Raw genomic sequence first — 22,565 nt, 5'->3', positions numbered from 1 at the left:
GACGCGCGAAAGCGCCCCGCAACCGTCTAGCGGCGCAGGCACGTTCCGTGCACCGCGCCTTGCGCCTGATTGCCGACGCTCAGCTTCACCCCGGTGGGAATGGGGCACCGGGTGCTAGTGCCGGCTTGGTGATCTCAGGTGGCAGGCGGCGGCGCCTCGACAGCTTCTTCGCCACCTTTGGGTATCACGTCATTGATGAAGCTTGAGTAGGCTGCTGCAATAATCTTGGCCGCGTCGTCGTCCCCTGTCACCTCCCGCAGCGAAGCCTCTTGGATCTCCGCACGTTCCTGCAAGAGCTTTCCGATGAACGGGTGACGTTTTGACTCGGTCATTAGAAGAACGGTCAAGACCATCCTCAAAGCGAGGCTCTCGCCAAAGTCGGTCAGGACCTTCGTTCGACTGTCCGTTGCGTGCTGCTGTTCAGTCGGATCACCGCTCATGCAGTCATCCCCTTCGCCTTCAGCCACTCTCCCAGCGCTCGCCGTATTGCCTCGGGCCGGGAGGGTTTCGGGTCGGGCTCGGAGGCGATCGCCGAGTCGAGAGAGACGAGGTCCGCATCGGGCAGGCGGACCAGAACGCCGCTCATTCTGCCTTGTCCGCCAGGCGGCCGGCCTCTGCCTCTCTTTTTCTGGATATCCGGCGTTGACATTAATCCAGGATAGCCCATAAATGTGCGGGCCGCAACGGTGGTGGAACACCGGAGCGGCCCTGACCACCACGTCACCGATAGGAGATGACGAATGGCTATCCACGCCAATAGCACACCCGCGCCTGCACGCCTGCATTCCCGCCGCACCTTCCTGTCCAGCACGACTGCTGTCGCCGCGGTCGGCGCCGTCGCCGCTCCTGCTCTCGCGGCCGAGACCGATCCCGTCTTCGCGCTGATCGAGGCCGAGGCTCGAGCCTTCGACTTTTGGGGCGACGCTATCACGACTTTCAGTCGTGCCGAGACAGCCCTTTGGGAGAGCGAGTGGCGCCGGGGGCCTCGCGCCCTGGTCGGTCATTTCACGCCCATGGTGCGGGGCCGCGACTACGAGCCAATCCCGCTTGGTGAACAGGTAGCCGAGCCGGTCTACCTTCACGATCACGTCGCGATCGACCGGGACTGCGACAGCGACGGCAAGGCGCCCGGTGCCGACCCCGCGAAGGTCGAGGCGCGTCGCGCCCGACTGCATCGCGAACTGGACGAGGATGCCGCGCAGATCGCCGCTGCGCCGGAGGTCATCAGGGAGGCTGAAACCGAACAAGCGAAGGACGAGGCCTTTGAACAATGGGCAGAGGTCCGAGACGCGCTGCTCGCCGTGCCGCCGACGACGGCCTCCGGGCTGTTGGCGCTGGCCGCCCTTACTGAGGATCGGACCCATGACGGGATGGACGAGGACAAGTTTCTCGCCGGCCTAATCGCCGCCGTCCGGTCCGTCGTCGGCGGGAGGGCCTGAGCCATGGCGAACACATCCCGTCGCGGCCTCCTGGCCGGTATCGCGGCGACCTCCGCTGCCGGCATTTCGGTTCAGGTCGCGGCTGCACCGATGGTCGAGCCTTCCGATGCCGCCTTTCTGCATTGGCTCGACCTCGCCGGAGCCGGGAACTCCTCACCTTCCGGTCTGTCCGATGACGAATGGGAGCTAGTCGAGGTAGCCGAGCGCGCCTTTATCGCGCTCCCAGCGACCCCCGCGAAGGCTCTCACCCTGGCACTCCACGAACTGTCTTACCTGTTCTCCGAGATGCGAGACCGAACCGTTGAAGGCTTGCTCTCCGGATGCGACCAGGATGCGCGGTTTGCGCTTCGCATCGTGCTTTGCCTTCGCTCGGGCGCCTCGGGTCGGGTCGCTCAGATCGTGGCTGATCTGTTCGACGAACCAACGCGGCCGACCTCGGAAATCCTTCTCTGCCGCTACTATGCCGGGGTGGCCTGAGATGGGTGCGCTCGTCATCCAGGGTGTCCCGCCCGAACTCCTGAAACGCGAGGCGCTGGAGGCACATGTCGAGCGGCTGATCGCGCTCCTCGACATGCTGGACGGGGACGTGGATCTCGAGCCCGACAATGACGACGAGCCGTCGCTCGGATGGCCTGAGGGCGTCGCGGCGAAGACATGGACCAGCCTCGACGACCGCGAGCAAGACGCTGGCGACGAGTGCGAGCCGGATGCTGATAGTGAACCGTCCCTCGGGTCGCCTGAGGCAATCCCGCGCATTCGGCCTGAACCGCCGGTCCCGGAATATCGGCGGCCTCTGCCACGCGGGGAGCCCGTGCACGATCGAGGCTCATCGCAGGTCGGATGGGCAGCGGGCGGGATGCGGGATTTCGAGGACGACGGTGACGATCGCGAGCCCGACGCGGACCGGGAGGACTGGCGCCAGCCGGTGAGCCTGAACGATCCGGCTCACCATCTGTCCATTGGCGCACAGCAACTTTGCGCAACATCCTCCGGTTAAGCCTTATTGCAGACCGCAGGAGATACGGCGGTGCCGCGCTTCTTTTTCCACGTGCGCGACAGCGCGGAATTCATTGATGACGTCGGCATCGAGCTGGTCGATTCCGACGACGCCAGAGCTAAAGCCGTCCGGGCCTCCGGCGAGATGTTGACAGACCTCTCCGGTCAGTTCTGGAACGACGAGGATTGGCGCATGTGGGTAACAGACGAGACCGGCAAAACCGTTTGTGCTCTCAGATTCTACGCTGAGGGCGTTCCCCGAGCGTAGGCAGAACAGATGTCGGTCGACGGGGAGCCAACGATCGTCGTTGCCTCCTACCGACGTTCTGACTATACCAGGACCATCGTTGGTCACCACTCGTAGGCTCTGACGGCTGAGAGACCGCGCGCTCCCGCCTGCATAGCAGCGAGAGTAACGTGACCGCCGCAGCCCACAATCACCCGCTCGTCCGAAAGCTGGAAAGTATCTTCGCCCTTTCGGAAGACGAAAAGAGCGCAATTGCCGCTCTGCCGATGCGCGTCGCAGCCCTGGGAGCGGACCAGGATATCGCTCGCGAAGGGGACAGCCCGTCTCACTGCTGTCTGATCCTTGGCGGCTATGCTGCCGTAACCAAGTTGCTCCTGACCGGTCAGCGCCAGATCACTGCCTTCCAGATTGCGGGGGATATGCCGGACCTGCTGAGCCTCCACCTCGAAACGATGGACAGCGGGATCAGCACCCTGACGCCGTGCCAGGTGGCATTTATTGAGCACAAGGCCATCCGGGATCTCTGTCGGCAGTTCCCCCGCATCACGGACGCGCTTTGGCGCGCGACCCTCATCGAGGCCTCGATCTTCAAGGAGTGGATCGCCAATGTCGGACAGCGAACCGCATACCCCCGTCTCGCCCATCTCCTCTGCGAGACGCTCGTACGGAGTGAAGCCGTCGGCTTGGCCGAGGATCACACCTGCGAATTCCCAGTAACGCAAAGGGAACTGGGAGAGGCGACGGGCATGACCGAGGTTCACGTCAACCGAACTCTCAAAGCCCTGAAAGACGCTGGATTAATCAGCCTGAACGCGAAGAAGCTACAAGCGACTGATTGGGCGGGCTTGAAAGGAGCCGGCCAGTTCGATGCAGGCTACCTGCATCTTGCCGCCTCGAAAATCGACCAGCGCGGAATTGTGCAGTAGGTTCTCTGCGGGCCGTCCCCCAGCCGGTTAGAGGAACGACGCTCCGGCATGGCCCTTGAACAGGTTTGCCCGTCGAATGTAGCCCCGCACGGTCCGGCTGTCTTTATGCCGGGTCACGTCCATGATGCGGCTCTCGGACGTTCGACCCACTCAAAGCTCTTGCGCTTTTGACTATCAGTTCTGCCGTGATCTTAGCGGCCGTGCTCGTTGCGACATCGCCGACAACTTCCCCGCTACTGGACCCGGATCAGGCTTAGCGCCGTCCAGCTCGGCTAGAACGCCCTTGGCCATTCAGTCACGTCCTCGCGATCTAGCGCCTTCGGCAATCTCCTTGGCGGCTGCACTCGCGGTGTCCGTGACTAAAGATTGGGCTTGCCACGTTCAAAATGTGGGCAGAGCCTGTCCCTAGTCGTCGAGAACTGGGGAGGCTTCGATGCTCGGGCAATCGGTTGGAGATTATTCAAAAGTGGCGATTGTCTCGGGCGTGGCAGGTGCGATCGTTCTCTGGCCGGTTTTGGGTCTGGCCTCACTCGTCGCGACCATTAATCGCGAGCGGAACGGTTCTCGCGACTGCCGTGGCCCTCGAATGGAGGCGACCTACCTAGGCGAACATCAATTCGATGGCTTTGAAGAACAGCCAGCCCAAAAAAACGGTCCATGCACCTGTGGCGCCAAGGATCGTAACGCCGACTGTCGCCATGACGATCTTGTCGCGGTGTCGTGATTTGGTTGCATTCATTCGTACAGGTACGAGCTGACGGGACGCTCGGTTTCAAGCGCAACAAGAAGTTAAGGGAGTGCGTACGATTGCCGACCGGGCGTCGCCGGGAAAGCCGCTAACGGTCTCTGCCTGTTCGGGCGGGTGATTCAGAGGAATGACGCCCCCGCGTGGCCCTTGAAGAGGTTCGCCCGGCGAATGTAGCCCCGAACTGTCCGGCTGTCCTTATGCCCGGTCCGTGATTCGGCTCACGAAGGTGTCGCGGCCATCATGCCTGTCCGCTCGGCGTAAGCCGAGCCTCTAGCAGCCGGTGTCAGTTCCTGGACTGCGGCGCGATCAGCAAGGCGTGGTGCGACGGGTGGGAGGCGCAGGATCGGCCGCGGTCCCTACGGGATGTACCCGGCCGCGAGGGAGACTGAGTGCCCCCGTACATGCCGTTGCGCGGCCCGACGGGACGGCGCAAGGCTGCACGATGTTCATGGTGATCTCAATCGGCCAGATTGGTGCGACTAAAGCCACGATGAAGACCGTGGTCGACGTCGACCTCTACGTTGCCCAGCTCAGGGCCAAAGGGCACCGGAAGATCATGGTAGCCAAGGGTCCTGCCGTGCCGGAGCTCTACGACACGTGGCGCGCCTCTCGGCCGGAGCCGCGGGCAAAGGGGATATGAGGGCGTCACGCGAGACAGGAGGGCCGCCCCTCCTGATCGTTACCGAGTAGCGGTTCACGAAGGATGAAGGCGAGGCGGCACCCGCTCCTCGCGACAAAGCCGCGAGCGGCATTTTACTATGTTTTGAGCAATCACTGCCCGGCCCCCTGTTCCGCGCTAGCATCGCCTTGGCTGTCGCTGGTCACCTGAACCGCCCAGCTCTCGTGCTGGTGATAGCCCGGGCCCTGGTTCGTGTACGTGAGCCAGGGCCCGCCCTATCACGGGTGATGGCGCAGCAGGCGCGGTGAACCTGCAGAGGCGGCTAGAGCGACCGTTCGAGAGCGCTTACGGTCCACTCCTTACCATTCGGATCGATAATCCGGATCTCCTTGAAGCCGCGATCGGTCAAGTCGTCTGCCTTGACAAGGGCCTGATATGCCGACCCGCAGGCGAAGCTGGCAGGCCCTGTTCTGCCGGTTGCTTTCACTACGTACACGGCGCCCGCTCCTGATCTTACCTACGCATACAGCAGGGAGCGCCGGCGTGCGACGGCGACCTGGCTGATGCAGTCGGGTGGAGGGTGGGGTAGGAGGCAGCGCTCGCAGGGATGGCGTGGCGCGAGGATCATCGTCGGGTCAGCAACGGCGTCCAGTACCTCATGGCGGCCCACGCCGGCCTGACGCATCCTGTGTCACGGCAGTGGAAGGGCTAAGTTCCTGGCTGAGGTCGGCTCGTCCGCATCCCGTAGCGTTTCCAGGATCCCCGCGTCAGCTCGCCGCTTCAGAGCGTCCGCCCACTCAATCACCTCCCCCTCGTCCTCATCGAACGTGACGGACAGGAGGTCGTAAGTCGCCTCGTCGGAGGTGTCAGCCGCCATGTTGATGGCCACGGGGTCGGCGGTGCCGTCGGCAGCGACGGGCTGCAGAGACGCCGCCAACTCGTCGTAGATCACCTGAGCTACGGCCTCGGCCAACTCGTCGGGTACCGGGCGGCTGTTCATGCGACCATCTCGGCGCCGGGATTGGGGCGGGGCAAGATGCCGGCCGAACTGGCCCTGCTCCCGCGCCCTTGGTGGACGCGGCTCGCGGACCTCACTTCTCGCCCGGGTCCACCTTGCTGCGGAGTTCGTGTCGCGCTTGGTCGAGGTATTCGGAACGCTCTCTGTCTGAGAGGCGGAGCGTCGTGTGGCCCTCCTCCTCTTGGTGCTTCGCAGCCCGCTTGTCCCAGGATCGATCGTTGCGGCCCTTCTGCGCGAGGGTCTGTTTCGCCCTCGCGAGCACGTGATCGTCGCTCGGTTCGCTCATGCGTTGCTCCTTTGACGGCAGCCTACAAGCAGGCCGCTATGTCGCCTCATCCTCCTCGGCCTTACAATGGTCCGATCGCCGTGATCGCGTTCGCCTGACCCTGCGCACGCCGCACTCCCGGCCGGCCCTACTCTGCTGACTCACCTTAACCGCCCCGGCAATCTGGTCCGGGTGGCCGAGCTTGCCGGGAAGGGCAGTTCAGCGTCGGGCCTGATCCGGGTCTTCAGCCGAACCATGCGAATCGGTCCCATCCTCAGGGCCGTCCTGCAGTTGCTCGGCGATCTCGTCCCAGAAGTACTCCTTCAGATCGTCCCGGCTAACGCCCTCGGCCTCAAGCGCAGCAATGGCGGCCTCGATCTTTATCCGGGTTTGGCGGCCTCGCTCCTCGGTGCGAGCTGCCCCGGCAGCTTTGTCCGCCTGGGCGGCGCTCTCAACATAGGTCGGACGAGCGGACTGCGGCAGCTCCAGCGCCACTCCTGCCGAACGATGGTCGGCGACCCACCACCCGAGCGCAGCCGCCACAACGCACCCCGTCAAAACTCGCATGGCTGTCCCGATCAAGATCCACGGCCTCAACGCCGTTCGCGCTCGTTCGTAACAGCCCGCAGCGATAGTTGGGATAAAAGTTGGGGCGGTGCTGAGGCGATCGGCAAAAACATCAATGATGACAAGGACGTAAATAGGGTCGATGGCGGAGGGAGGGGGATTCGAACCCCCGAGACGGTTTCCCGCCTACACACTTTCCAGGCGTGCGCCTTCAACCACTCGGCCACCCCTCCGATTGCCGCTGCGGGCCGCGATGCATCGCGGCGACACGTTTCCGGAAGCAGCCGGCCGGGTGCTGTATAGTCCCGTCCGGTGCGGCGCAACCGGTAGGTCGACCGGGAGCGGCGGGCCTGCTGACGCGAAGGAGTGCCGTCGACGGGCGCGCCGCCCAGCCCGGCTGAGGCCCGTATACCGGACCTTAACCTCGGATGGGCGTTAAGGGTTTGGTGACCGTACCGAACGGCCCGTCGAAGCCGATGCTCTTACTTTCGACAGATTTTTCCGTGATCCAGCCCGGGTCCCGTCGAGATCGGATCGAGAGGGAGGCGGCATCCCGCGCCGGCCGCCCGCCATGAGGACATGACCCAGCGATGAACCCGGCCGACGCCATGGCGGCGATGCCCGCCGCTCAGGACTTCTCGCTGTGGGGATTGTTCTGGAGTGCCCATCTCGTCGTCAAGGCGGTGATGATCGGCCTCCTCGTCTCCTCCGTCTGGTGCTGGGCCATCATCATCGACAAGACGCTCCTGTTCCGGCGCACCAAAGCCGCCTCGAACCGCTTCGAGGACCTGTTCTGGTCGGGTCAGTCGCTGGAGGAACTCTACCGCACACACCAGGAGAACCCCGATTCTGGCCTCGCCGCGACCTTCGTGGCCGCGATGCGCGAGTGGAAGCGCTCCTTCGAAGGGTCCGGTCGCCAGGTCGCGAGCCTGTCCCGCCGCATCGACAAGGTGCTGGACGTCACGATCCAGCGCGAGGTCGAGCGGCTCGATTCCCGTCTCCTTTTTCTGGCCTCGATCGGCTCCGCCGGGCCCTATATCGGCCTCTTCGGCACGGTCTGGGGCATCATGAACGCCTTCACGTCGATCGCGGCCTCGAAGAACACGAGCCTAGCGGTCGTGGCGCCCGGCATCGCGGAGGCGCTGTTCGCCACCGCGATTGGCCTTTTCGCGGCGATCCCGGCGGTGCTCGCCTATAACAAGCTCCAGGCCGAGGTCGCCCGTCAGCAGGCCCGGATGGAAGGTTTCGCGGACGAGTTCTCGGCGATCCTGTCCCGGCAGATCGACGAACGCCTGCCGCTCGCGGCCTGAGAGAGGCACCCATGTCTCTCGCACAAGGTCTCGGTCATGGTGGCGGCCGGCGCCGCCGGCGAGGCCGCCGTACGAATGTCATCAACGAAATCAACATGACGCCGTTCATCGACGTCATGCTCGTCCTCCTCATCATCTTCATGGTCGCGGCCCCGATGATGACGGTGGGTGTGCCGCTCGACCTGCCGCAGACCTCGGCCGGGCAGCTCAACTCTGACGCGAAGCCGCTCACGCTCTCGATCCGGCAGACCGGCCAGGTCTATCTCGCCGAGGCGCCGCTGCGGGACGACGAGATCGTGCCGCGGCTGAACGGCGCCGCCAAGAACGGCGCGGAGGAGCGGGTCTTCGTGCGCGGCGACAAGCGGGTCGAATATGGGCGCGTCGCCCAGGTGATGGCGATCGTGACGAGCGGCGGCTTCCGCCGCGTGGCGCTCGTCACCGAGCCGGACGCCCGGTAGCGCGGGCGGGACGCGGTTCGGCGTGGCGCTCTCCTTCGATCGATCCGAGCCGGGTTTCTGGCTGTCCGGGCTCGCGCATGTCGGGCTGCTCGCGGCCGGGCTCTCTGCCTTCACGGCGACGAAGCTGCCCGACGCTCAGGAAGGCATTCCGGTCGAGGTCATCACCGACAACCAGTTCTCCGAGATCACGCGTGGGGAGATCACCGCGGCGAAGGTGCAGCCGACCCCGGCTCCGCGAGCCGAGCGCGTCGCGGATGCCCATGTGCAGCGCGCGCCGGGGGAGGCGAAGGACGACGTGCCCTCGCCACCGAAACGCCCCGCCGAGGTGAAGATCGCCGACGAGGAGGTCGAGCCGGCGCCCGCCCCCCCGAAACAGGCCGAGGCCGCGAAGCCCGAACCGGCGCCGCCCCCGCCGCCCGCCCGTCCCGACCGCCAGGAGGTCGCGAAGGCCGAAGCGGCGGCCAAGGTCGAGGCCGCAGCGAAGGCCGAAGCCGCCGCAGCCAAGGCGGAGGCCGCTCGTGCCGAAGCCCTGAAGCTAGCGCAGCGCGAGGAGGCCGAGGAGAAGGCGGCCGCCGCGGCCGAGAAGGAAGCGGCCGATCAGGCGCGCGCCGAGGCGAGGGCAAAGGCCAAGGCCGACGCCGACGCCAAGGCGGAGCTGGACCGGAAGATCAAGGAGGCCGACGCCAAGGCCAAGGCGGACGCCAAGGCCGAGGCCGACGCGAAAGCGAAGCGGGAGGCCGAGCGGAAGAAGGTCGCGGAGCTCAAGGCCGCCAAGGCGAAAGCCGAAGCCGAGTCGAAGGCCCGCCGCCAGGCCGAGGCTGCCGACAAATTCGATCCGGGCGACATCTCGCGCCTCCTCGCCTCGAAGGAGGCGGCGCGGTCCTCGGGCTCGACCGGTCGCGAGGTGCAGAAGACCGCCTCGCTCGGCACCGAGACCGGCAACGCGCCCAAGCTCAATCCGAGCCAGCGCGACCAGATCGCCGGCCTGATCCGAGAACAGCTGATCAAATGCTGGCAGCCGCCGATCGCCGTGCAGAGCGCCCAGAAGCCGCCGACGGCGGTGATCAGGCTCGGATTGAAACAGGACGGCTCGCTCTCGACCGAGCCCTCGCTGATGAATTCCTCAAGCGATCCGCTCTTCCGGCCCGTGGCGGATTCGGCGCTCCGCGCCACCCGGCGCTGTGCACCGCTCCGCATCCCCGCCCAGTTCGCGCCGTTCTACCAGGATTGGAAGGACCTCGTGGTCGATTTCGATCCACGGGAGGTCGGGTGATGTGGCCATGCCTCCTGGTCGTCATGGCCGGGCTTGTGCCGCCCATGACGTTCCGAGGCCCATCGAGGTGGCCGCGACAGGCCCGGCCATGACACCGAACCAGAATCGAAACAGCGCAGCATGACCTCGCCAAGCACTTTTCTCGACCGCCGGGCTTTCATGGCCGGCACCGCCCTCGCGGCTCTCCCGGTCCTTGCTCCGGCGGCCCGGGCCGAACTCGTGATCGACGTGCGGCGCGGCAATTTCCAGCCGATCCCGATCGCGGTCGCGGATTTTGCGGGGGAGGGCGAGATGTCCACCCTCGTCTCCGGCATCGTCTCGGCCGATCTCGGCCGGTCGGGCTATTTCGCCCCGATCGACCGCGGCCGCTTTCCGGAGCGTCCCTCCTTCGACGCGGCGCCGAATTTCGGGGCCTGGCGCCAGACCGGCGCGCAGGGCCTCGTCACGGGACGGGTGACGCGGGACGGGTCCGGCCGGCTCAAGGCCGAGTTCCGGCTCTGGGACGTGGTGGCCGGCCAGCAGGTGATCGGGCAGCAATACGGAACGGGGGAGAAGAGCGTCCGGCGGCTCGGCCATATCATCGCGGATGCGGTCTATTCCAAGATCACCGGCGTCGGGGGCTACTTCGACACCCGGATCGCCTTCGTGGATGAATCGGGGCCGAAGGAGCAACGCCGCAAGCGCCTCGCCGTGATGGACCAGGACGGCGCCAACCTGCGCTACCTGACACAGGGCGACAGCTCGGTCGTCTCGCCCCGCTACTCGCCGGTGACGCAGGACATCGCCTTCATGTCGCAGCCCGCCGGGCAGCAGCCGCGGGTGCAGATCATCAATCTCGAGACCGGGACCCGGCAGGTCGTCGGCAATTTCGACGACATGACATCGAGCCCGCGCTTCTCGCCGGACGGGCGCCGGCTGCTGATCGCCCTCCAGGAGGGCGGAAACTCGAATATCTACGCCATGGATCTCGGCTCGAAACAGACGACGCGTCTGACGAATTCCAGCGCGATCGACACCTCGCCGTCCTATTCGCCGGACGGCTCGCAGATCATCTTCGAATCCGATCGCGGCGGGAAGCAGCAGATCTATGTCATGGGTTCGGACGGCTCGAGCCCGCGCCGGCTGTCCTTCGGGGAGGGCGCCTATTCGCAGCCGGCCTGGTCGCCGCGCGGCGACCTGATCGCCTTCACCAAGCAGCGGCCCGGCGGTTTCGGGATCGGCGTGATGCGGTCGGACGGCTCGGGCGAGCGCGTCCTGACGGAAGGTTTCCACAACGAGGGACCGACATGGGCGCCGAATGGCCAGTATCTCGTGATCTTCCGTGATCCGGGCGGCCAGTCGGGCGGAAAGCTTTTCATGATCGACATCACCGGGAAGGTCGAGGTTTCTCTGCCGACCCCGTCCTTCGCCTCCGATCCGAGCTGGTCGCCGCTTCTCGGCAGCGGTTCCTAGTGCGTGCGTCGGCACACGCGGCCGGCATTCACGTCGCGCTAACCATGCCGGCGGCTCGTCCCCATCGTTAAAGGTGCGGAAAGCCGCTTCACGTTGTGTGAAGGTTACGGATTGGTCGCCGCCGACGCCGAATTTGGCGAAGCGGAGCGCAGGAGACGAGAGATGATGATGGCTCCCAAGAGCAACCGGAGCAGCCGCCGGAGCGCCTTCTTCAGGTTAGTGGCGGCTGCGGGGCTGGCGCTGTCGATCGCGGCCTGCTCGACGACGCCCGACCAGCTTGCCGATGGCGCGGGTGGGGCCGGCGGTGCCGGCGGCGCGGGCAGCCGCTACGGCGCGGGTGGTCCCTCGACCCCGGGTTCGGCCCAGGATTTCGCCGTGAATGTCGGCGACCGGGTCTTCTTCGAGTCGGATTCCTCCGACCTCACCTCGACCGCGACCGCCACGCTCGACCGCCAGAGCGAATGGCTGGGCCGCTATCCCCGCTACCGCATCCTGATCGAGGGGCATGCGGACGAGCGCGGCACGCGTGAATACAACTTCTCGCTCGGCGCCCGTCGGGCCCAGACGGTGCGTGACTATCTCGCCTCGCGGGGTGTCTCGGGCTCGCGGGTTCGGACGGTGTCCTACGGCAAGGAACGCCCTGTCGCGGTCTGCAACGACATCTCGTGCTGGTCGCAGAACCGCCGCGCCGTGACGGCGCTCGAGGGTGGCGCCTCCTCCTGATCGCACACGGCAACCGTGGGGCCGGGTTGACCGGGGTGACGAGTTCGCAAGCCGCGCTCCTCGTCTTCGCCGGTCCAACGGCGGAGGAGGGGCCGCACGGGACGGCCTCCTCAGATATGACATGATGCGGGACAAGGGTCTCGGGGCCGATCGGACTGCCTGACCGCGTTCAGGGAGCCGCCCGGACGGTGGGATATCGAGGCGGGTGATGGGTTCGGCAAAACAATCAGCGCGGGCCAGAGCGGCCCGTAGCCTGTGGATCGTCCTGAGGACCGGTGGAGCGGCGGTGCTGCTCGTCGCGTGCCTCGCTGTCGCGCCTGGAGCCCGGGCCCAGGACGGCTCCGAATTCATCGTCCGCCTGAACCGCGTCGAAGGGCAGATGCGCCAGCTTTCGGGGCAGGTGGAACAGCTGCAATTCGAAAACCGGCAGCTGAAGGATCAGCTCCGCAAGTTCCAGGAGGACGTCGAGTTCCGCTTTCAGGAGCGCGGGAGCAAGGCCGGAGCCTCGCCCTCCGCCGCGCCGCCCGCGGCCAAATCCGAGCGGCCGTCAAGACGCAGCGACGCCTTCGATCCCGCGCAGAGCCCCGAATCGCCGGGCGCCCCGCGCACGCTCGGTTCGGCCTCGGCCGCACCCGCTCAGGCCGAGACGGGGCGCGGCGGGAGCGAGCAGCGCGCGGGCGGAACGCCGAGCCGCGGCAGCATCTCGTCCATCCTGGACGAGGATGAGGATCGGCCGGGCGCTGCCCGACCACTCGATCTCGGCGCGGCAGCGCGCGGCGGCGGGGCCGCGGCCGCGTCGCAAGGAGGCCGGAGCAGCAGCGCGGCGGCCGAGCCGCCCGGCGCTCCGCCGCGAGGCGCGACGATCGCGTCGTCGAGCGGCGACGACCCGAAGGCGGATTACGACATTGCCTACGCCTATCTGATGCAGCGTCAATACGACCAGTCGGAGGCGTCCTTCCGGCGCTTCATCCAGTCTCACCCGCGTGACCGGCTGGTCCCGGACGCGATGTTCTGGCTCGGCGAGAGCTACCTGCAGCGCAGCAAGCCACGCGAGGCGGCCGAGCAGTTCCTCAAGGTCTCGACCGAGCATGCCCGCTCCGGCAAGGGGCCGGATGCGATGCTGAAGCTCGGCATCTCGCTGGCCGCTCTCGGCGCGAAGGACCAGGCCTGCGCCACCTTCGCGGAACTCGAGCGCAAGCATCCGGGCGCCTCGGCCTCGGTCAAACAGGGCGTCGACCGCGAACAGAAGCGGGTCCGCTGCCCGACGTGACGCGACGCGGCGACGGCGGTGCTCCCCTCTCTCCCGCCGATTTCGAGGGCGCCTTTCGCAGTATGTCCGGCCTGACCGCCGGCCCGATCCTCGCCGCCATCTCCGGAGGCCCGGATTCGACGGCGCTCCTGCATGGCCTCGCGGCGTGGTCCCGTCAGACCAGCGCTCGGCCGCCGGTCGTCGCGGCCACGGTCGATCACGGCCTCCGCGTCGAAGGCAGGGCGGAGGCCGAAGCCGTCGCCAGCGATGCTGCTTCGCTCGGGCTCGAACACCGGATCCTGGCCTGGACCGGCGCTCGCCGCCATCCGGTCTCGCAGGATGCCGCCCGGCGCGCGCGCTACCGGCTCCTGGGCGAATGCGCGGCGGCGGTCGGCGCGGCCGCCCTCGTCACCGCCCATACGCTCGACGACCAGGCCGAAACCTTGCTGATCCGGATGGCGGCCGGCTCGGGCCTGTCCGGCCTTGGCGGGATGCGGGCGGTGACGTACCGCGGCGGACTTGCCCACCATCGACCGCTGCTCGCGATCCCGAAAGCGAGGCTCGTCGCGACCTGCCGGGCCGGGGGATGGCGCTTCACGGACGATGCCTCGAATCACGAGGCTCGCTTCGCCCGGACGCGCTGGCGTGCGCTGGTGCCGGAGCTCGCATCCGAAGGCCTCGATGCCGAGCGCCTGTCGCGGCTCGCGGGCCGCCTGCGGCGGGCCGACGACGCCCTGGACGCTCTCGCCGGAAGGATCTTCTCGCGAACCGTCGTCGATCGCGTGCCGGACGGGGTCGTTCTCGATTTCGCGCGACTCGCGGACGAGCCGGACGAGATCAAGCTCCGGGTTCTGGCCCTTGCGCTGCGCGATAGCGGCGCCGCTCCCAACCGGCTCGAACGCCTTGAACGCTGCTGCGAGAGCCTGCTGGAGGCGGCACGCGCCGGGCGGTTGGCGCGGCGCACGCTCGCGGGTCGGATCGTCGCGCTGGACGGCACGGGAACCCTGCGCATCTTGCCCGAGACGGCCCGTTCGATCGCTCGTGCCTCTCCGGTAACCCTGCCCGCTGCCGGGACGCCGCATTCCCTTGGCAATGGGGAGACGGGTGCCTAAGTTAACATGACCCGATTGCCCCGAAATTCCTGGGCCGGCGGGCCTGCTGGGATCGACATCTCGCGATGAATCCGAATTTCCGTAACTTCGCCCTCTGGGTGATCGTCTTCCTGCTCGTCCTGGCGCTGGTCACCCTGTTCCAAAATCCGGGGCAGCGGGGCGGCGGAAGCGACATCGCCTACAGCCAGCTTCTCAGCGACGCCGATACCGGCCGGGTCACGGCGGTCGTGATTTCCGGGCAGGAGATTACCGGCACCTATTCCGACGGTCGCACCTTCACGACCTATGCACCCTTCGACCCGAGCCTGATCTCGAAGCTCGCCGCCAAGGGCGTGCAGATCACGGCCCGTCCGCCGTCCGATTCCACCCCCTGGTTCATCGCGCTCCTGGTGAATTGGCTGCCGATCATCGTCTTCATCGGGGCCTGGGTCTTCCTGTCGCGCCAGATGCAATCCGGCGCGGGACGGGCGATGGGCTTCGGCAAGTCGAAGGCGAAGCTCCTGACCGAGGCCCATGGCCGGGTCACCTTCGAGGATGTCGCCGGCGTCGACGAAGCCAAGGATGACCTGACCGAGATCGTCGAATTCCTGCGCGACCCGCAGAAATTCCAGCGACTCGGCGGCCGCATCCCGCGCGGCTGCCTGCTCGTCGGCCCGCCCGGTACGGGTAAGACGCTGATCGCCCGCGCTGTCGCCGGCGAGGCGAACGTGCCCTTCTTCACGATCTCGGGTTCCGACTTCGTCGAGATGTTCGTCGGCGTCGGCGCGAGCCGCGTCCGCGACATGTTCGAACAGGCGAAGAAGAACGCGCCCTGCATCATCTTCATCGACGAGATCGATGCCGTCGGTCGTCATCGCGGCGCCGGCCTCGGCGGCGGCAACGACGAGCGCGAGCAGACCCTGAACCAGCTCCTCGTCGAGATGGACGGCTTCGAGGCGAACGAGGGCGTCATCATCATAGCGGCCACGAACCGGCCGGACGTGCTCGATCCCGCTTTGCTGCGTCCGGGCCGCTTCGACCGCCAGATCGTCGTCCCGAACCCGGACGTCGTCGGCCGCGAGAAGATCCTGCGCGTTCACGTCCGCAAGGTCCCGCTCGCCCCCGACGTCGACCTCCGCACGGTGGCGCGCGGCACACCCGGCTTCTCGGGTGCCGACCTCATGAACCTCGTCAACGAATCGGCCCTGCTCGCGGCTCGCCGCGGCAAGCGCATCGTGACAATGAACGAGTTCGAGGATGCCAAGGACAAGGTGATGATGGGCGCCGAGCGCCGGACCCTCGTCATGACCGAGGACGAAAAGCGCCTGACCGCCTATCACGAGGCCGGACATGCGCTCGTCGCCCTCTGCGTGCCGGCGACCGATCCCGTCCACAAGGCGACGATCATTCCGCGCGGCCGGGCGCTGGGCATGGTCATGCAGCTGCCGGAGCGCGACAAGCTGTCGATGTCGTTCGAGCAGATGACCTCGCGTCTCGCCATCATGATGGGCGGCCGCATCGCCGAGGAGATGACCTTTGGTCCCGAGAAGGTCACCTCGGGTGCTCAGTCCGACATCGACCAGGCGACGCGGCTTGCCCGGATGATGGTGACGCGCTGGGGGTTCTCGCCGCAACTGGGCACGGTCGCCTACGGGGAGAACAACGACGAGGTCTTCCTCGGCATGCAGGTCAGCCGTCACCAGAACGTGTCGGAGGCGACCTCCCAGACAATCGATTCGGAGGTCCGTCGCCTGATCGAAGGCGGCCTGGCGGATGCCCGCAAGATCCTGCAGGACAAGCAGGCCGATCTCGAAGCGATCGCGCAGGGCCTGCTCGAATACGAGACCCTGACCGGCACCGAGATTCGCGACCTGATGGAGGGCCGGCCCCCGGTCCGCGATTCCAGCGAGCCGCCCGCGCCTCGCGGGTCGCCGGTCCCGTCGGCCGGCCGCGGTCGGCCACGGGGCGAGCCGCCGGGCGGGCTCGAGCCCCAGCCGCAGGCCTGATCGGGCCCTCTTGGATCAAGAGCCCCTGGTGTGAACCAGGGGCTTTTTTGTTGAGCTGGTTCCGATCCCGAAGGACGTGCGGCGGGCTAGCCTGCCGGGCGGCTCGCTGGCGAGCTGCGCGTCACCGCCCGACAAGATTCCGGGATGGCTCCCGTTGAGCGGCCCGTCTTCGGCTGCGCTGGAAACTCCGTCGATCGTGGGCGCAGCCACCGGGCGCGCCCACCACAAGGTTGGCAGTCTTCACGGCTCGAGACCGAGCGCCATTGTGCCGGCAGGGCTGCGGTCTCGACCCCCCCGCAACGCGGCTCAGGCCGCAGAGCTCAGGGCGACGAAGGTCTGCTGCGGGCTTTGCGCGGCCAGTCGTCCGGCCAACAGGTCCTTCGCTTCCGAGGCCGGCACGGGCTTGCTGAAATGATAGCCCTGGGCCTGAAGGCACCCTTCATCCCGAAGGGCGCGCAGCTGCTCGGCCGTCTCGACGCCCTCGGCAATGACCTCCAGGTTGAGTGATCGGCCGAGGCCGATCACCGCCCGGACGATGGCGAGGCCATCGCTCTCGAACAGGCCCCGGACGAAGCATTGGTCGATCTTGATCTTGTCGAAGGGGAACTTGTGCAGGTAGCTGAGGGACGAAAAGCCGGTGCCGAAGTCGTCCATGGAGATGCCGACGCCCAGAAGCTTCAACTCGTTCAGGATGGTCAGAACGGAGTCGCTGTCGTTGAGGAGCACCGATTCCGTGATCTCGAGTTCGAGCCGGTGCGGCGCCAGCCCTGTCCGGGCGAGGCACCCCGCGACCTGTGAAGCCAGGAAGCGATTGCGGAACTGGATCGGCGACAGATTCACGGCAACCTTGATGTCATCCGCCCAGCTCATGGCCTCCGCGCAGGCGGTCTCGATGACCCAGGCGCCGATTTCCTCGATGATGCCCATCTCTTCGGCCAGCGGAATGAACGTCAGCGGCGGTACGAGGCCGCGTTCCGGGTGGCGCCACCGCAGCAGCGCTTCGAACCCGGCGATTTCGCCGGATTGGGTCAGCACCAACGGCTGATAGAATAGCTCGAATTGGTTGAGGCCGAGAGCTGCCCGGAGATCCAACTCGAGGCTTCTGCGGGCCTGCAGCCGCGCATCCATGTCGGCTTCGAAGAAGCGGAAGGTGCTGCGGCCTTCGGCTTTGGCCCGGTAGAGCGCCATGTCGGCGCTCTTCAGGAGGCGGTCGGCGTCGTGGGTCGCGGTTTCGCCCAGGGCCACACCGACGCTGACACTGACGACGATCTGGTGACCCTCGATCTCGAAGACCCGGGACATGGATTCCACGATTTCGGCGGCCAGCGTCGCGACCTCCTCGGGGCCGTGATAATCGGCACGGACGAGTGCGAATTCGTCGCCCCCGAGCCTTACCAGCAGGTCGTCCGGACCTGCGGCGGCGCCAAGCCGTTCGGCGACCTCGCGCAGAAGGCCGTCGCCGATCGGGTGGCCGAGCGTGTCGTTGACGTTCTTGAAGCGATCGATGTCGAGGCAGAGGACGGCCGGCCGAGCGTTGCGGAGGCCGAGCAGTTCCATATGCTCCCGGAACAGGGTTCGGTTCGGCAGGCCGGTCAGCGCATCGTGCCGCGCCATGTAGGAAAGGCGTTCCTCGACGCGACGGCGCTCGGTGACGTCTTCATAGGTCGAGACCCAACCCCCGCCGGCCATGGGCTCGCTGGACACCGCGATGATGCGGCCGTCCGGCAGGTCGTGGATGGAGAGGCGTTCAGTCGCGCTGAGCGGTGCGGCGACCCCGGCTCCGAGGACGCATGACGCCGCGACGCCCGCCACGGGCTCCCCGAACAGCTCGACGAAGCGATGATTGCAGATCGAGAGCCGCTGCTCCTCATCGAACATGCAGAGGCCCTGGGACATGTTGTTCAGCGCCGCCTCGAAACGGGCATTCTGCTCGCCCATCTGGTTCGCATGGCTGGCCGTCTGGTCGGCCATCAGCGCCTTGATCCGATCGAGGTTGTCGGAGATGCTTCGCTGCATCGTGGCGAGAGCGCCCAGAAGCTGGGAGGGTTCGCCCCCACCGCGGGGCGTGATCCGGTTGTCGAGTTTCCCGGCGGCGATCGCCTGAGCCAGGGACACGGCCTCGCACAGCGCCGGCACGATCGAGCGGCTGAGGAAGAACGTAATCAGGAGTGCCACCACGACCGAGGCCGCGATCGCGATTGCGGCATTCCGGAGGGTCTGCTCCACCATCTGGACGGCGGAGCGGCGATAGCGGAACCCGTCGCCGGCATAGATCTCGACGGCGGTGTCGAATTCCAGTTGGAATTGCTGCAGCTTGGCCAGAACCGCGCGGGTGTCTTTCCCGGTGCCCCGACCCATCTCGTCGAGTTCGGCCGCGAGCTTCGTCGTCGCCTCGCCGCCCGACGGCGACATGGCGCGGGTGCGGGCGACCTCGAGGTCGTCGCGGATCGCAGGAAGAGCGGACGCGATTGCCTTGCTGTGGTCGATGCTGCCGACCGCGGAACCCGCCGCGATCGCGTCGGCCTCGTGCTGCTGGATCGTGGCCCGCAGGTTGACGAGGCCGTTCTGCGAGGCCCTGAGATAGCTGAGCGCCATCAGCGCCTGATCGTAGATCCGGAGAGCGACGTCGCCGAGCGCCCTTTGCGACTCGCGCGTGATGCCGCCGAGAATGACCGTGAGCAGGGTCAGGCTGAGGCAGCCCATCAGGACCTTGTAGCGAATCGACATGGGCTCACCCGTCCAGGGCGGCGACGAGGCCCGATGTGGGGCGGCTCATCTGACCCGCACTTTCAGCGACATCTTGGGATGAATTCCGCAGAGCACCTGAAAGTCGCCTTCAGTCGGAAACTTCACGTCGATCGATTGTCCCGAGGATTGCTCGTTGGAATCGAAGGAGAACTTCGCCGATGAGACGAAGATCTGGTGCAGGAAGGGATCGTCGTTCGTGAACCGGATCGTCCCGCCCTGCTGGACCGCGACCTCGCCCGGCGCGAAGGCGCGCCCCTTCTGCGAGATGGTTTTGTCGGGCGCGCCTTCGGCAAAGAGCAAAGCGGGAGCATAGGCCACGATGGCGAGGGCCGCCGCGAAGGCGCAGCCTCGGAGCGACAAGGCGATCATTGGCCGGGCCCGTTCGGTGCCGCGGCCGCCGGTTTGCGATCCTGATCGTCCCGACGCCGATCGAAGGACGGGCGGTAGGATCGGCTACGGGCCACGAGGAGCGGGTCGCCGGAGGGCGCGATACCCGCCACGAGGCTGAGCGGCGTGAAGAGCAGGTTGCGCTGCGCTGTCTCGCTGTCGGGAACGAGCCTCGTCAGCCGGATCACCCCGGCATCGACCGTCATGCGGTCGTCGGGCCAGGCCTTCGAACCGTCAAGGACATCGTCCGAGGCTGCGGCGAGCTGGACGAGAAGGCGGAACTCGGCCGGCCCGTTGACGAGACGCTCCCGGAGTTCGGCTGCGAGATAATCCGGAGAGCGGCCCGCAGCCTGTTCGGCGGTGAGATGAGCCGCGCCGGCCACCGGCTCGAGGCGGTAGCGGCCGAAACGGCTCGCCCCCGCCATGTTGGTGAAGCGAAACGCGTTCACGCCGAAGAAGCGCTCCGTCGCGTAGCTGGCCGGAGCCGGTTTAGGGGCGTCGAGGAAGGTCTGCGCCGCCGGGTGGCTTGCCAGGAAGGTGCGGAGCACCGCCGGATCGGGATCGGCCAGCCCGCGCAGGAAGCCGACGAAGGCCTCCCCCGTCGCGACCGGAAAGCCGTCGTAGGAATGAGCGACGATGTCGGTCTCGCCGCCGTCCCTCAGCATGAACTTGATGGCCATCCCGCGAGGGCTCGCGACCCCGGCTCCGTCCGCCACGGCCGGGATGCCGGCGAAGTCGGAGAATCGCACCACGACCGGGACCGAGGCCTGGAAATGGTCGGCGCGGCTCAGCGATCCGGCCGCTTCCGAGGGGATGAAGTCGCCCTCCGTCAGCACACCCTTGGCGTGCACCGCCCGATGTCCCGCATGCGGTCCGCCGAAGAGCTTGTCGAAAGCCCTCACGGCAGCTTTCGCCACCTCGCCCGCGCCAGCCGGCGATGAGGCGGGTTCCGCGGCGACCGGGGGTGACGCCGCGAAGGACAAAGCAAAGAGAAGGTGCTGCAGTCGCTTGGTCATGGGATTCGCTCGGGCAAAGTGCCGGATAGGCGCCACATTGCCCGCGTCTCCTGCAAGGAACCTTAATGCCCTCCCGGAGACATCTGCACATCTGCGTGATCAAAACAGATGTGCTTTGCATACCGAATGCAGAGCGGCTCTTGCCCGGGCAGCTGCCCGCGAGGTCCTTGTGGTCGGACATGCCGCGTTCCGGGGCATGACTGCTTATCTCGATCTGCGGTAACCGTGACGATCTGGCCGCCGTTGCATGCTGGCGGTTTCGATGCTGGCGCGCCGAGACGCGACCGCTTACCGGTTGAGGCTGCATTCCGGCGCGGAACATGGCGCCTCGGGACGGAAGGGACCCCGCCGCCGGCGGGGTCAGGGGAGCTGGGATGACCGCGTCTGCCGAGGATATCGTCGCCGGCTGCCTGACCGAGATGGATCGGCTGATCGACGAGGCTCGCCGCAAAGGGTTCGACCCGGACAAGGTCGCCGGTCGCCTGCGGATTCAGACCGAGGCCATCGCGGCCACGGGAGCGATCGCGGACGAGGGGAGCCTCCGTGATGCGATCGCGACCTTCGAGAGCGCTCCAGGCCTGGCCGGTCTCGGACTGCTGGGTAACGCCCTCGGGCGCTATCGAGCTTCGCTCGGCCCGTTCCTGGCGGCCCGGCCTGTTCCGGTCCGGGACGAGGCCGCGCTCGACGGCCTTGCTACCGAAGGCCCGCACAATCCGGAGCACTGAGGCTCGGGACGACGCCAACCGGGTCATGCTTGCGCGCGACCCTGCGCCGCCCCCATTGGCGGCCGCGACCCCTCAGGCTTAGGCAGGGATGCTGGCACCCGGGAAGACCGGGCCAGGGCGGGTGAAAAGACGCCAGCCTTCCTGCCGGCCTCCCGTATGGAACCGACCGGAACTCACGGGCCGGCGCTCGGTTCGGGCTTCGTCAAGGTCGGCTCCTCATGCTTCGTATCGGCTTCCACGCATCCCACGAACAATTCCTGCCCTCGGACCTGCTCCGGTTCGTGCAGATGGCGGAGGCCGCAGGGTTCGATGCGGCGATGTCGTCCGACCATTTCAAACCCTGGGGGCCGGCGCAGGGCCACTCGGGCTATGCGTGGTCGTGGCTCGGGGCAGCGCTCCAGGCGACGTCGCTCCCGTTCGGCGTGATCTCGGCTCCTGGCTACCGCTACCATCCGGCGATCGTGGCCCAGGGGGCGGCCACCTTGGCGGAGATGTATCCCGGGCGCCTCTGGCTTGCGCTCGGCAGCGGTCAGCGCCTGAACGAGGACATCACCGGGCAGGCCTGGCCCGAAAAGGCGGAGCGAAATGCCCGCCTGCGGGAATGCGCGAACATCATCCGGGCCCTGTTCGGTGGCGAGACCGTGACGCATCGCGGTCGCGTCACGGCGGTCGGAGCCAAGCTCTACACCCTGCCCGAGCGCATTCCCCTGCTCCTCGGCGCCGCCGTCAGCGAGGAGACGGCCGAATTCGTGGGAGGCTGGGCGGATGGGCTTCTCACGGTCAGCACCAAGCCCGACCAGCTCAGGCGCGTTGTGGACGCCTTCCGGAGGGGAGGCGGGGAGGGCAAGCCGCTCTTCCTGCAGGTCACCCTGAACTGGGCCCCGAGCGACGAGGAGGCCCTGCAGGGAGCCTTCGAGCAATGGCGCTACAACGCCCTTGGGGGCTCCGTGAATTGGGAGCTGCGTTCTCCGGAGGATTTCGACACCGCGACCCGCCTCGTCAGGCCGGAGGACCTGCGCGAGTCCGTTCTGATCTCGTCCGATCCCGGCCAGCATGCGGCGTGGCTCAACACGTATGTCGAGATGGGCTTCGAGGAACTGCAACTGCATCAGGTCGGGCGGAACCAGGCGACCTTCATCGAGGCCTTCGGGGCGAAGGTGCTGCCGCAAATCCGGAGGACCTGAGCCACGCGCGGAGTGTCTGGCCGCGGACGGCCGCCTTCGCGTCCCGACGGAGAGGACCATTCTGGCGCCCTTCGTGCTATGGCTGCGCTGCGACGCCGTCGGGCCCTGACCCAAGGCG

Annotated in this window: 25 protein-coding genes, 1 tRNA gene and 1 pseudogene; 18 read left to right on the top strand and 9 right to left on the bottom strand. The window is 67.0% G+C overall.

All coding sequences use genetic code 11. The features are described from left to right. Positions 1 to 134 precede the first annotated feature (134 nt). Entirely contained in the window at positions 135 to 440 is a 306-nt protein-coding gene (locus tag ACFE87_RS12750; RefSeq protein ID WP_375460012.1) for a hypothetical protein, read from the bottom strand. Continuing rightward, the gene (locus ACFE87_RS12745; protein WP_375460011.1) at positions 437 to 586 is read right to left on the bottom strand and encodes a hypothetical protein; all 150 of its coding nucleotides are present in this window, start codon (positions 584 to 586) and stop codon (positions 437 to 439) included. Before ACFE87_RS12745 ends, ACFE87_RS12750 begins: the two co-directional genes overlap by 4 nt. A 154-nt stretch (positions 587 to 740) precedes the next feature. Here ACFE87_RS12745 and ACFE87_RS12740 point away from each other — a divergent pair, with 154 nt between their 5' ends. The 8 genes and pseudogenes from ACFE87_RS12740 to ACFE87_RS12705 form a co-directional block, all read left to right on the top strand. Then, a complete protein-coding gene (locus ACFE87_RS12740; protein ID WP_375460010.1) occupies positions 741 to 1,439 on the top strand; it encodes a hypothetical protein in 699 nt (232 codons plus the stop codon). 3 nt (positions 1,440 to 1,442) lie between these two features. Then, complete coding sequence (locus ACFE87_RS12735) at positions 1,443 to 1,916, top strand: hypothetical protein (protein WP_375460009.1); 474 nt, start codon at positions 1,443 to 1,445, stop codon at positions 1,914 to 1,916. Between the two features lies 1 nt (position 1,917). Further along, positions 1,918 to 2,436: a hypothetical protein gene (locus ACFE87_RS12730; RefSeq protein WP_375460008.1), complete on the top strand. Its 519-nt coding sequence runs from the start codon at positions 1,918 to 1,920 to the stop codon at positions 2,434 to 2,436. A 30-nt stretch (positions 2,437 to 2,466) separates the two neighbouring features. After that, a complete protein-coding gene (locus ACFE87_RS12725) occupies positions 2,467 to 2,703 on the top strand; it encodes a DUF6894 family protein (protein WP_375460007.1) in 237 nt (78 codons plus the stop codon). Positions 2,704 to 2,852: 149 nt separating this feature from the next. Continuing rightward, entirely contained in the window at positions 2,853 to 3,608 is a 756-nt protein-coding gene (locus ACFE87_RS12720; RefSeq protein ID WP_375460006.1) for a Crp/Fnr family transcriptional regulator, read from the top strand. 433 nt (positions 3,609 to 4,041) lie between these two features. After that, positions 4,042 to 4,332, top strand: coding sequence for a hypothetical protein (locus ACFE87_RS12715; protein ID WP_375460005.1), 291 nt, complete (start codon positions 4,042 to 4,044; stop codon positions 4,330 to 4,332). A gap of 472 nt (positions 4,333 to 4,804) precedes the next feature. Next, positions 4,805 to 4,996: a hypothetical protein gene (locus ACFE87_RS12710; protein WP_375460004.1), complete on the top strand. Its 192-nt coding sequence runs from the start codon at positions 4,805 to 4,807 to the stop codon at positions 4,994 to 4,996. 571 nt (positions 4,997 to 5,567) lie between these two features. Further along, a pseudogene (locus ACFE87_RS12705) lies at positions 5,568 to 5,687 on the top strand (IS1595 family transposase); the annotation flags it as partial. Here ACFE87_RS12705 and ACFE87_RS12700 read toward each other — a convergent pair. The 4 genes from ACFE87_RS12700 to ACFE87_RS12685 form a co-directional block, all read right to left on the bottom strand. Continuing rightward, complete coding sequence (locus ACFE87_RS12700) at positions 5,667 to 5,975, bottom strand: hypothetical protein (protein WP_375460003.1); 309 nt, start codon at positions 5,973 to 5,975, stop codon at positions 5,667 to 5,669. The pseudogene ACFE87_RS12705 and the gene ACFE87_RS12700 overlap by 21 nt on opposite strands. A gap of 91 nt (positions 5,976 to 6,066) precedes the next feature. Next, entirely contained in the window at positions 6,067 to 6,279 is a 213-nt protein-coding gene (locus tag ACFE87_RS12695; protein WP_375460002.1) for a hypothetical protein, read from the bottom strand. Positions 6,280 to 6,477: 198 nt separating this feature from the next. After that, positions 6,478 to 6,801, bottom strand: coding sequence for a hypothetical protein (locus ACFE87_RS12690; protein ID WP_375460001.1), 324 nt, complete (start codon positions 6,799 to 6,801; stop codon positions 6,478 to 6,480). Positions 6,802 to 6,968: 167 nt separating this feature from the next. Beyond that, positions 6,969 to 7,058, bottom strand: a tRNA-Ser gene (locus ACFE87_RS12685). A 357-nt stretch (positions 7,059 to 7,415) separates the two neighbouring features. Between ACFE87_RS12685 and tolQ the strand changes: the two genes are divergently transcribed. From tolQ to ftsH, 8 genes are all read left to right on the top strand, one after another. Continuing rightward, the gene (tolQ, locus tag ACFE87_RS12680; protein ID WP_375460000.1) at positions 7,416 to 8,135 is read left to right on the top strand and encodes a protein TolQ; all 720 of its coding nucleotides are present in this window, start codon (positions 7,416 to 7,418) and stop codon (positions 8,133 to 8,135) included. Positions 8,136 to 8,146: 11 nt separating this feature from the next. Beyond that, the gene (locus ACFE87_RS12675; RefSeq protein WP_375459999.1) at positions 8,147 to 8,593 is read left to right on the top strand and encodes an ExbD/TolR family protein; all 447 of its coding nucleotides are present in this window, start codon (positions 8,147 to 8,149) and stop codon (positions 8,591 to 8,593) included. 22 nt (positions 8,594 to 8,615) lie between these two features. Next, positions 8,616 to 9,866 (top strand): cell envelope integrity protein TolA, encoded by a 1,251-nt coding sequence (gene tolA, locus ACFE87_RS12670; protein WP_375459998.1) that lies wholly within the window; start codon positions 8,616 to 8,618, stop codon positions 9,864 to 9,866. Positions 9,867 to 9,986: 120 nt separating this feature from the next. Further along, on the top strand, positions 9,987 to 11,318 hold the full coding sequence (gene tolB / locus ACFE87_RS12665) for a Tol-Pal system beta propeller repeat protein TolB (protein WP_375459997.1): 1,332 nt from the start codon (positions 9,987 to 9,989) through the stop codon (positions 11,316 to 11,318). 162 nt (positions 11,319 to 11,480) lie between these two features. Continuing rightward, positions 11,481 to 12,041 (top strand): peptidoglycan-associated lipoprotein Pal, encoded by a 561-nt coding sequence (gene pal, locus ACFE87_RS12660; protein ID WP_375459996.1) that lies wholly within the window; start codon positions 11,481 to 11,483, stop codon positions 12,039 to 12,041. 208 nt (positions 12,042 to 12,249) lie between these two features. Then, positions 12,250 to 13,311 carry a tol-pal system protein YbgF gene (gene ybgF, locus ACFE87_RS12655; RefSeq protein WP_375459995.1) on the top strand — a complete coding sequence of 354 codons (1,062 nt, stop codon included), beginning with the start codon at positions 12,250 to 12,252 and terminating at the stop codon, positions 13,309 to 13,311. Positions 13,312 to 13,373: 62 nt separating this feature from the next. After that, complete coding sequence (tilS, locus tag ACFE87_RS12650) at positions 13,374 to 14,402, top strand: tRNA lysidine(34) synthetase TilS (RefSeq protein ID WP_375459994.1); 1,029 nt, start codon at positions 13,374 to 13,376, stop codon at positions 14,400 to 14,402. A 65-nt stretch (positions 14,403 to 14,467) separates the two neighbouring features. Beyond that, on the top strand, positions 14,468 to 16,387 hold the full coding sequence (ftsH, locus tag ACFE87_RS12645) for an ATP-dependent zinc metalloprotease FtsH (protein WP_375459993.1): 1,920 nt from the start codon (positions 14,468 to 14,470) through the stop codon (positions 16,385 to 16,387). Between the two features lie 306 nt (positions 16,388 to 16,693). On the opposite strand, the gene ACFE87_RS12640 is transcribed toward ftsH, so the two are convergent. Genes ACFE87_RS12640 through ACFE87_RS12630 form a run of 3 tightly spaced genes read right to left on the bottom strand, consistent with a single transcriptional unit; the run spans position 16,694 to position 20,538 of the window. Next, positions 16,694 to 19,114 (bottom strand): putative bifunctional diguanylate cyclase/phosphodiesterase, encoded by a 2,421-nt coding sequence (locus ACFE87_RS12640; RefSeq protein ID WP_375459992.1) that lies wholly within the window; start codon positions 19,112 to 19,114, stop codon positions 16,694 to 16,696. Between the two features lie 45 nt (positions 19,115 to 19,159). After that, positions 19,160 to 19,504: a plastocyanin/azurin family copper-binding protein gene (locus ACFE87_RS12635; RefSeq protein ID WP_375459991.1), complete on the bottom strand. Its 345-nt coding sequence runs from the start codon at positions 19,502 to 19,504 to the stop codon at positions 19,160 to 19,162. Further along, the gene (locus ACFE87_RS12630) at positions 19,501 to 20,538 is read right to left on the bottom strand and encodes a catalase family peroxidase (protein ID WP_375459990.1); all 1,038 of its coding nucleotides are present in this window, start codon (positions 20,536 to 20,538) and stop codon (positions 19,501 to 19,503) included. The genes ACFE87_RS12635 and ACFE87_RS12630 overlap by 4 nt, the downstream gene beginning before the upstream one ends. A 374-nt stretch (positions 20,539 to 20,912) precedes the next feature. On the opposite strand from ACFE87_RS12630, the gene ACFE87_RS12625 reads away from it, so the two are divergent. Beyond that, complete coding sequence (locus ACFE87_RS12625; RefSeq protein ID WP_375459989.1) at positions 20,913 to 21,263, top strand: hypothetical protein; 351 nt, start codon at positions 20,913 to 20,915, stop codon at positions 21,261 to 21,263. A 218-nt stretch (positions 21,264 to 21,481) separates the two neighbouring features. After that, the gene (locus ACFE87_RS12620; protein WP_375459988.1) at positions 21,482 to 22,447 is read left to right on the top strand and encodes a TIGR03885 family FMN-dependent LLM class oxidoreductase; all 966 of its coding nucleotides are present in this window, start codon (positions 21,482 to 21,484) and stop codon (positions 22,445 to 22,447) included. Positions 22,448 to 22,565: the final 118 nt, after the last annotated feature.

The organism is uncultured Enterovirga sp. (assembly GCF_964242715.1).
GTDB lineage: Bacteria > Pseudomonadota > Alphaproteobacteria > Rhizobiales > Beijerinckiaceae > Enterovirga.
Note: the sequence above shows the minus strand (reverse complement) of the source record. Positions and strands in the feature narration are given on the sequence as shown.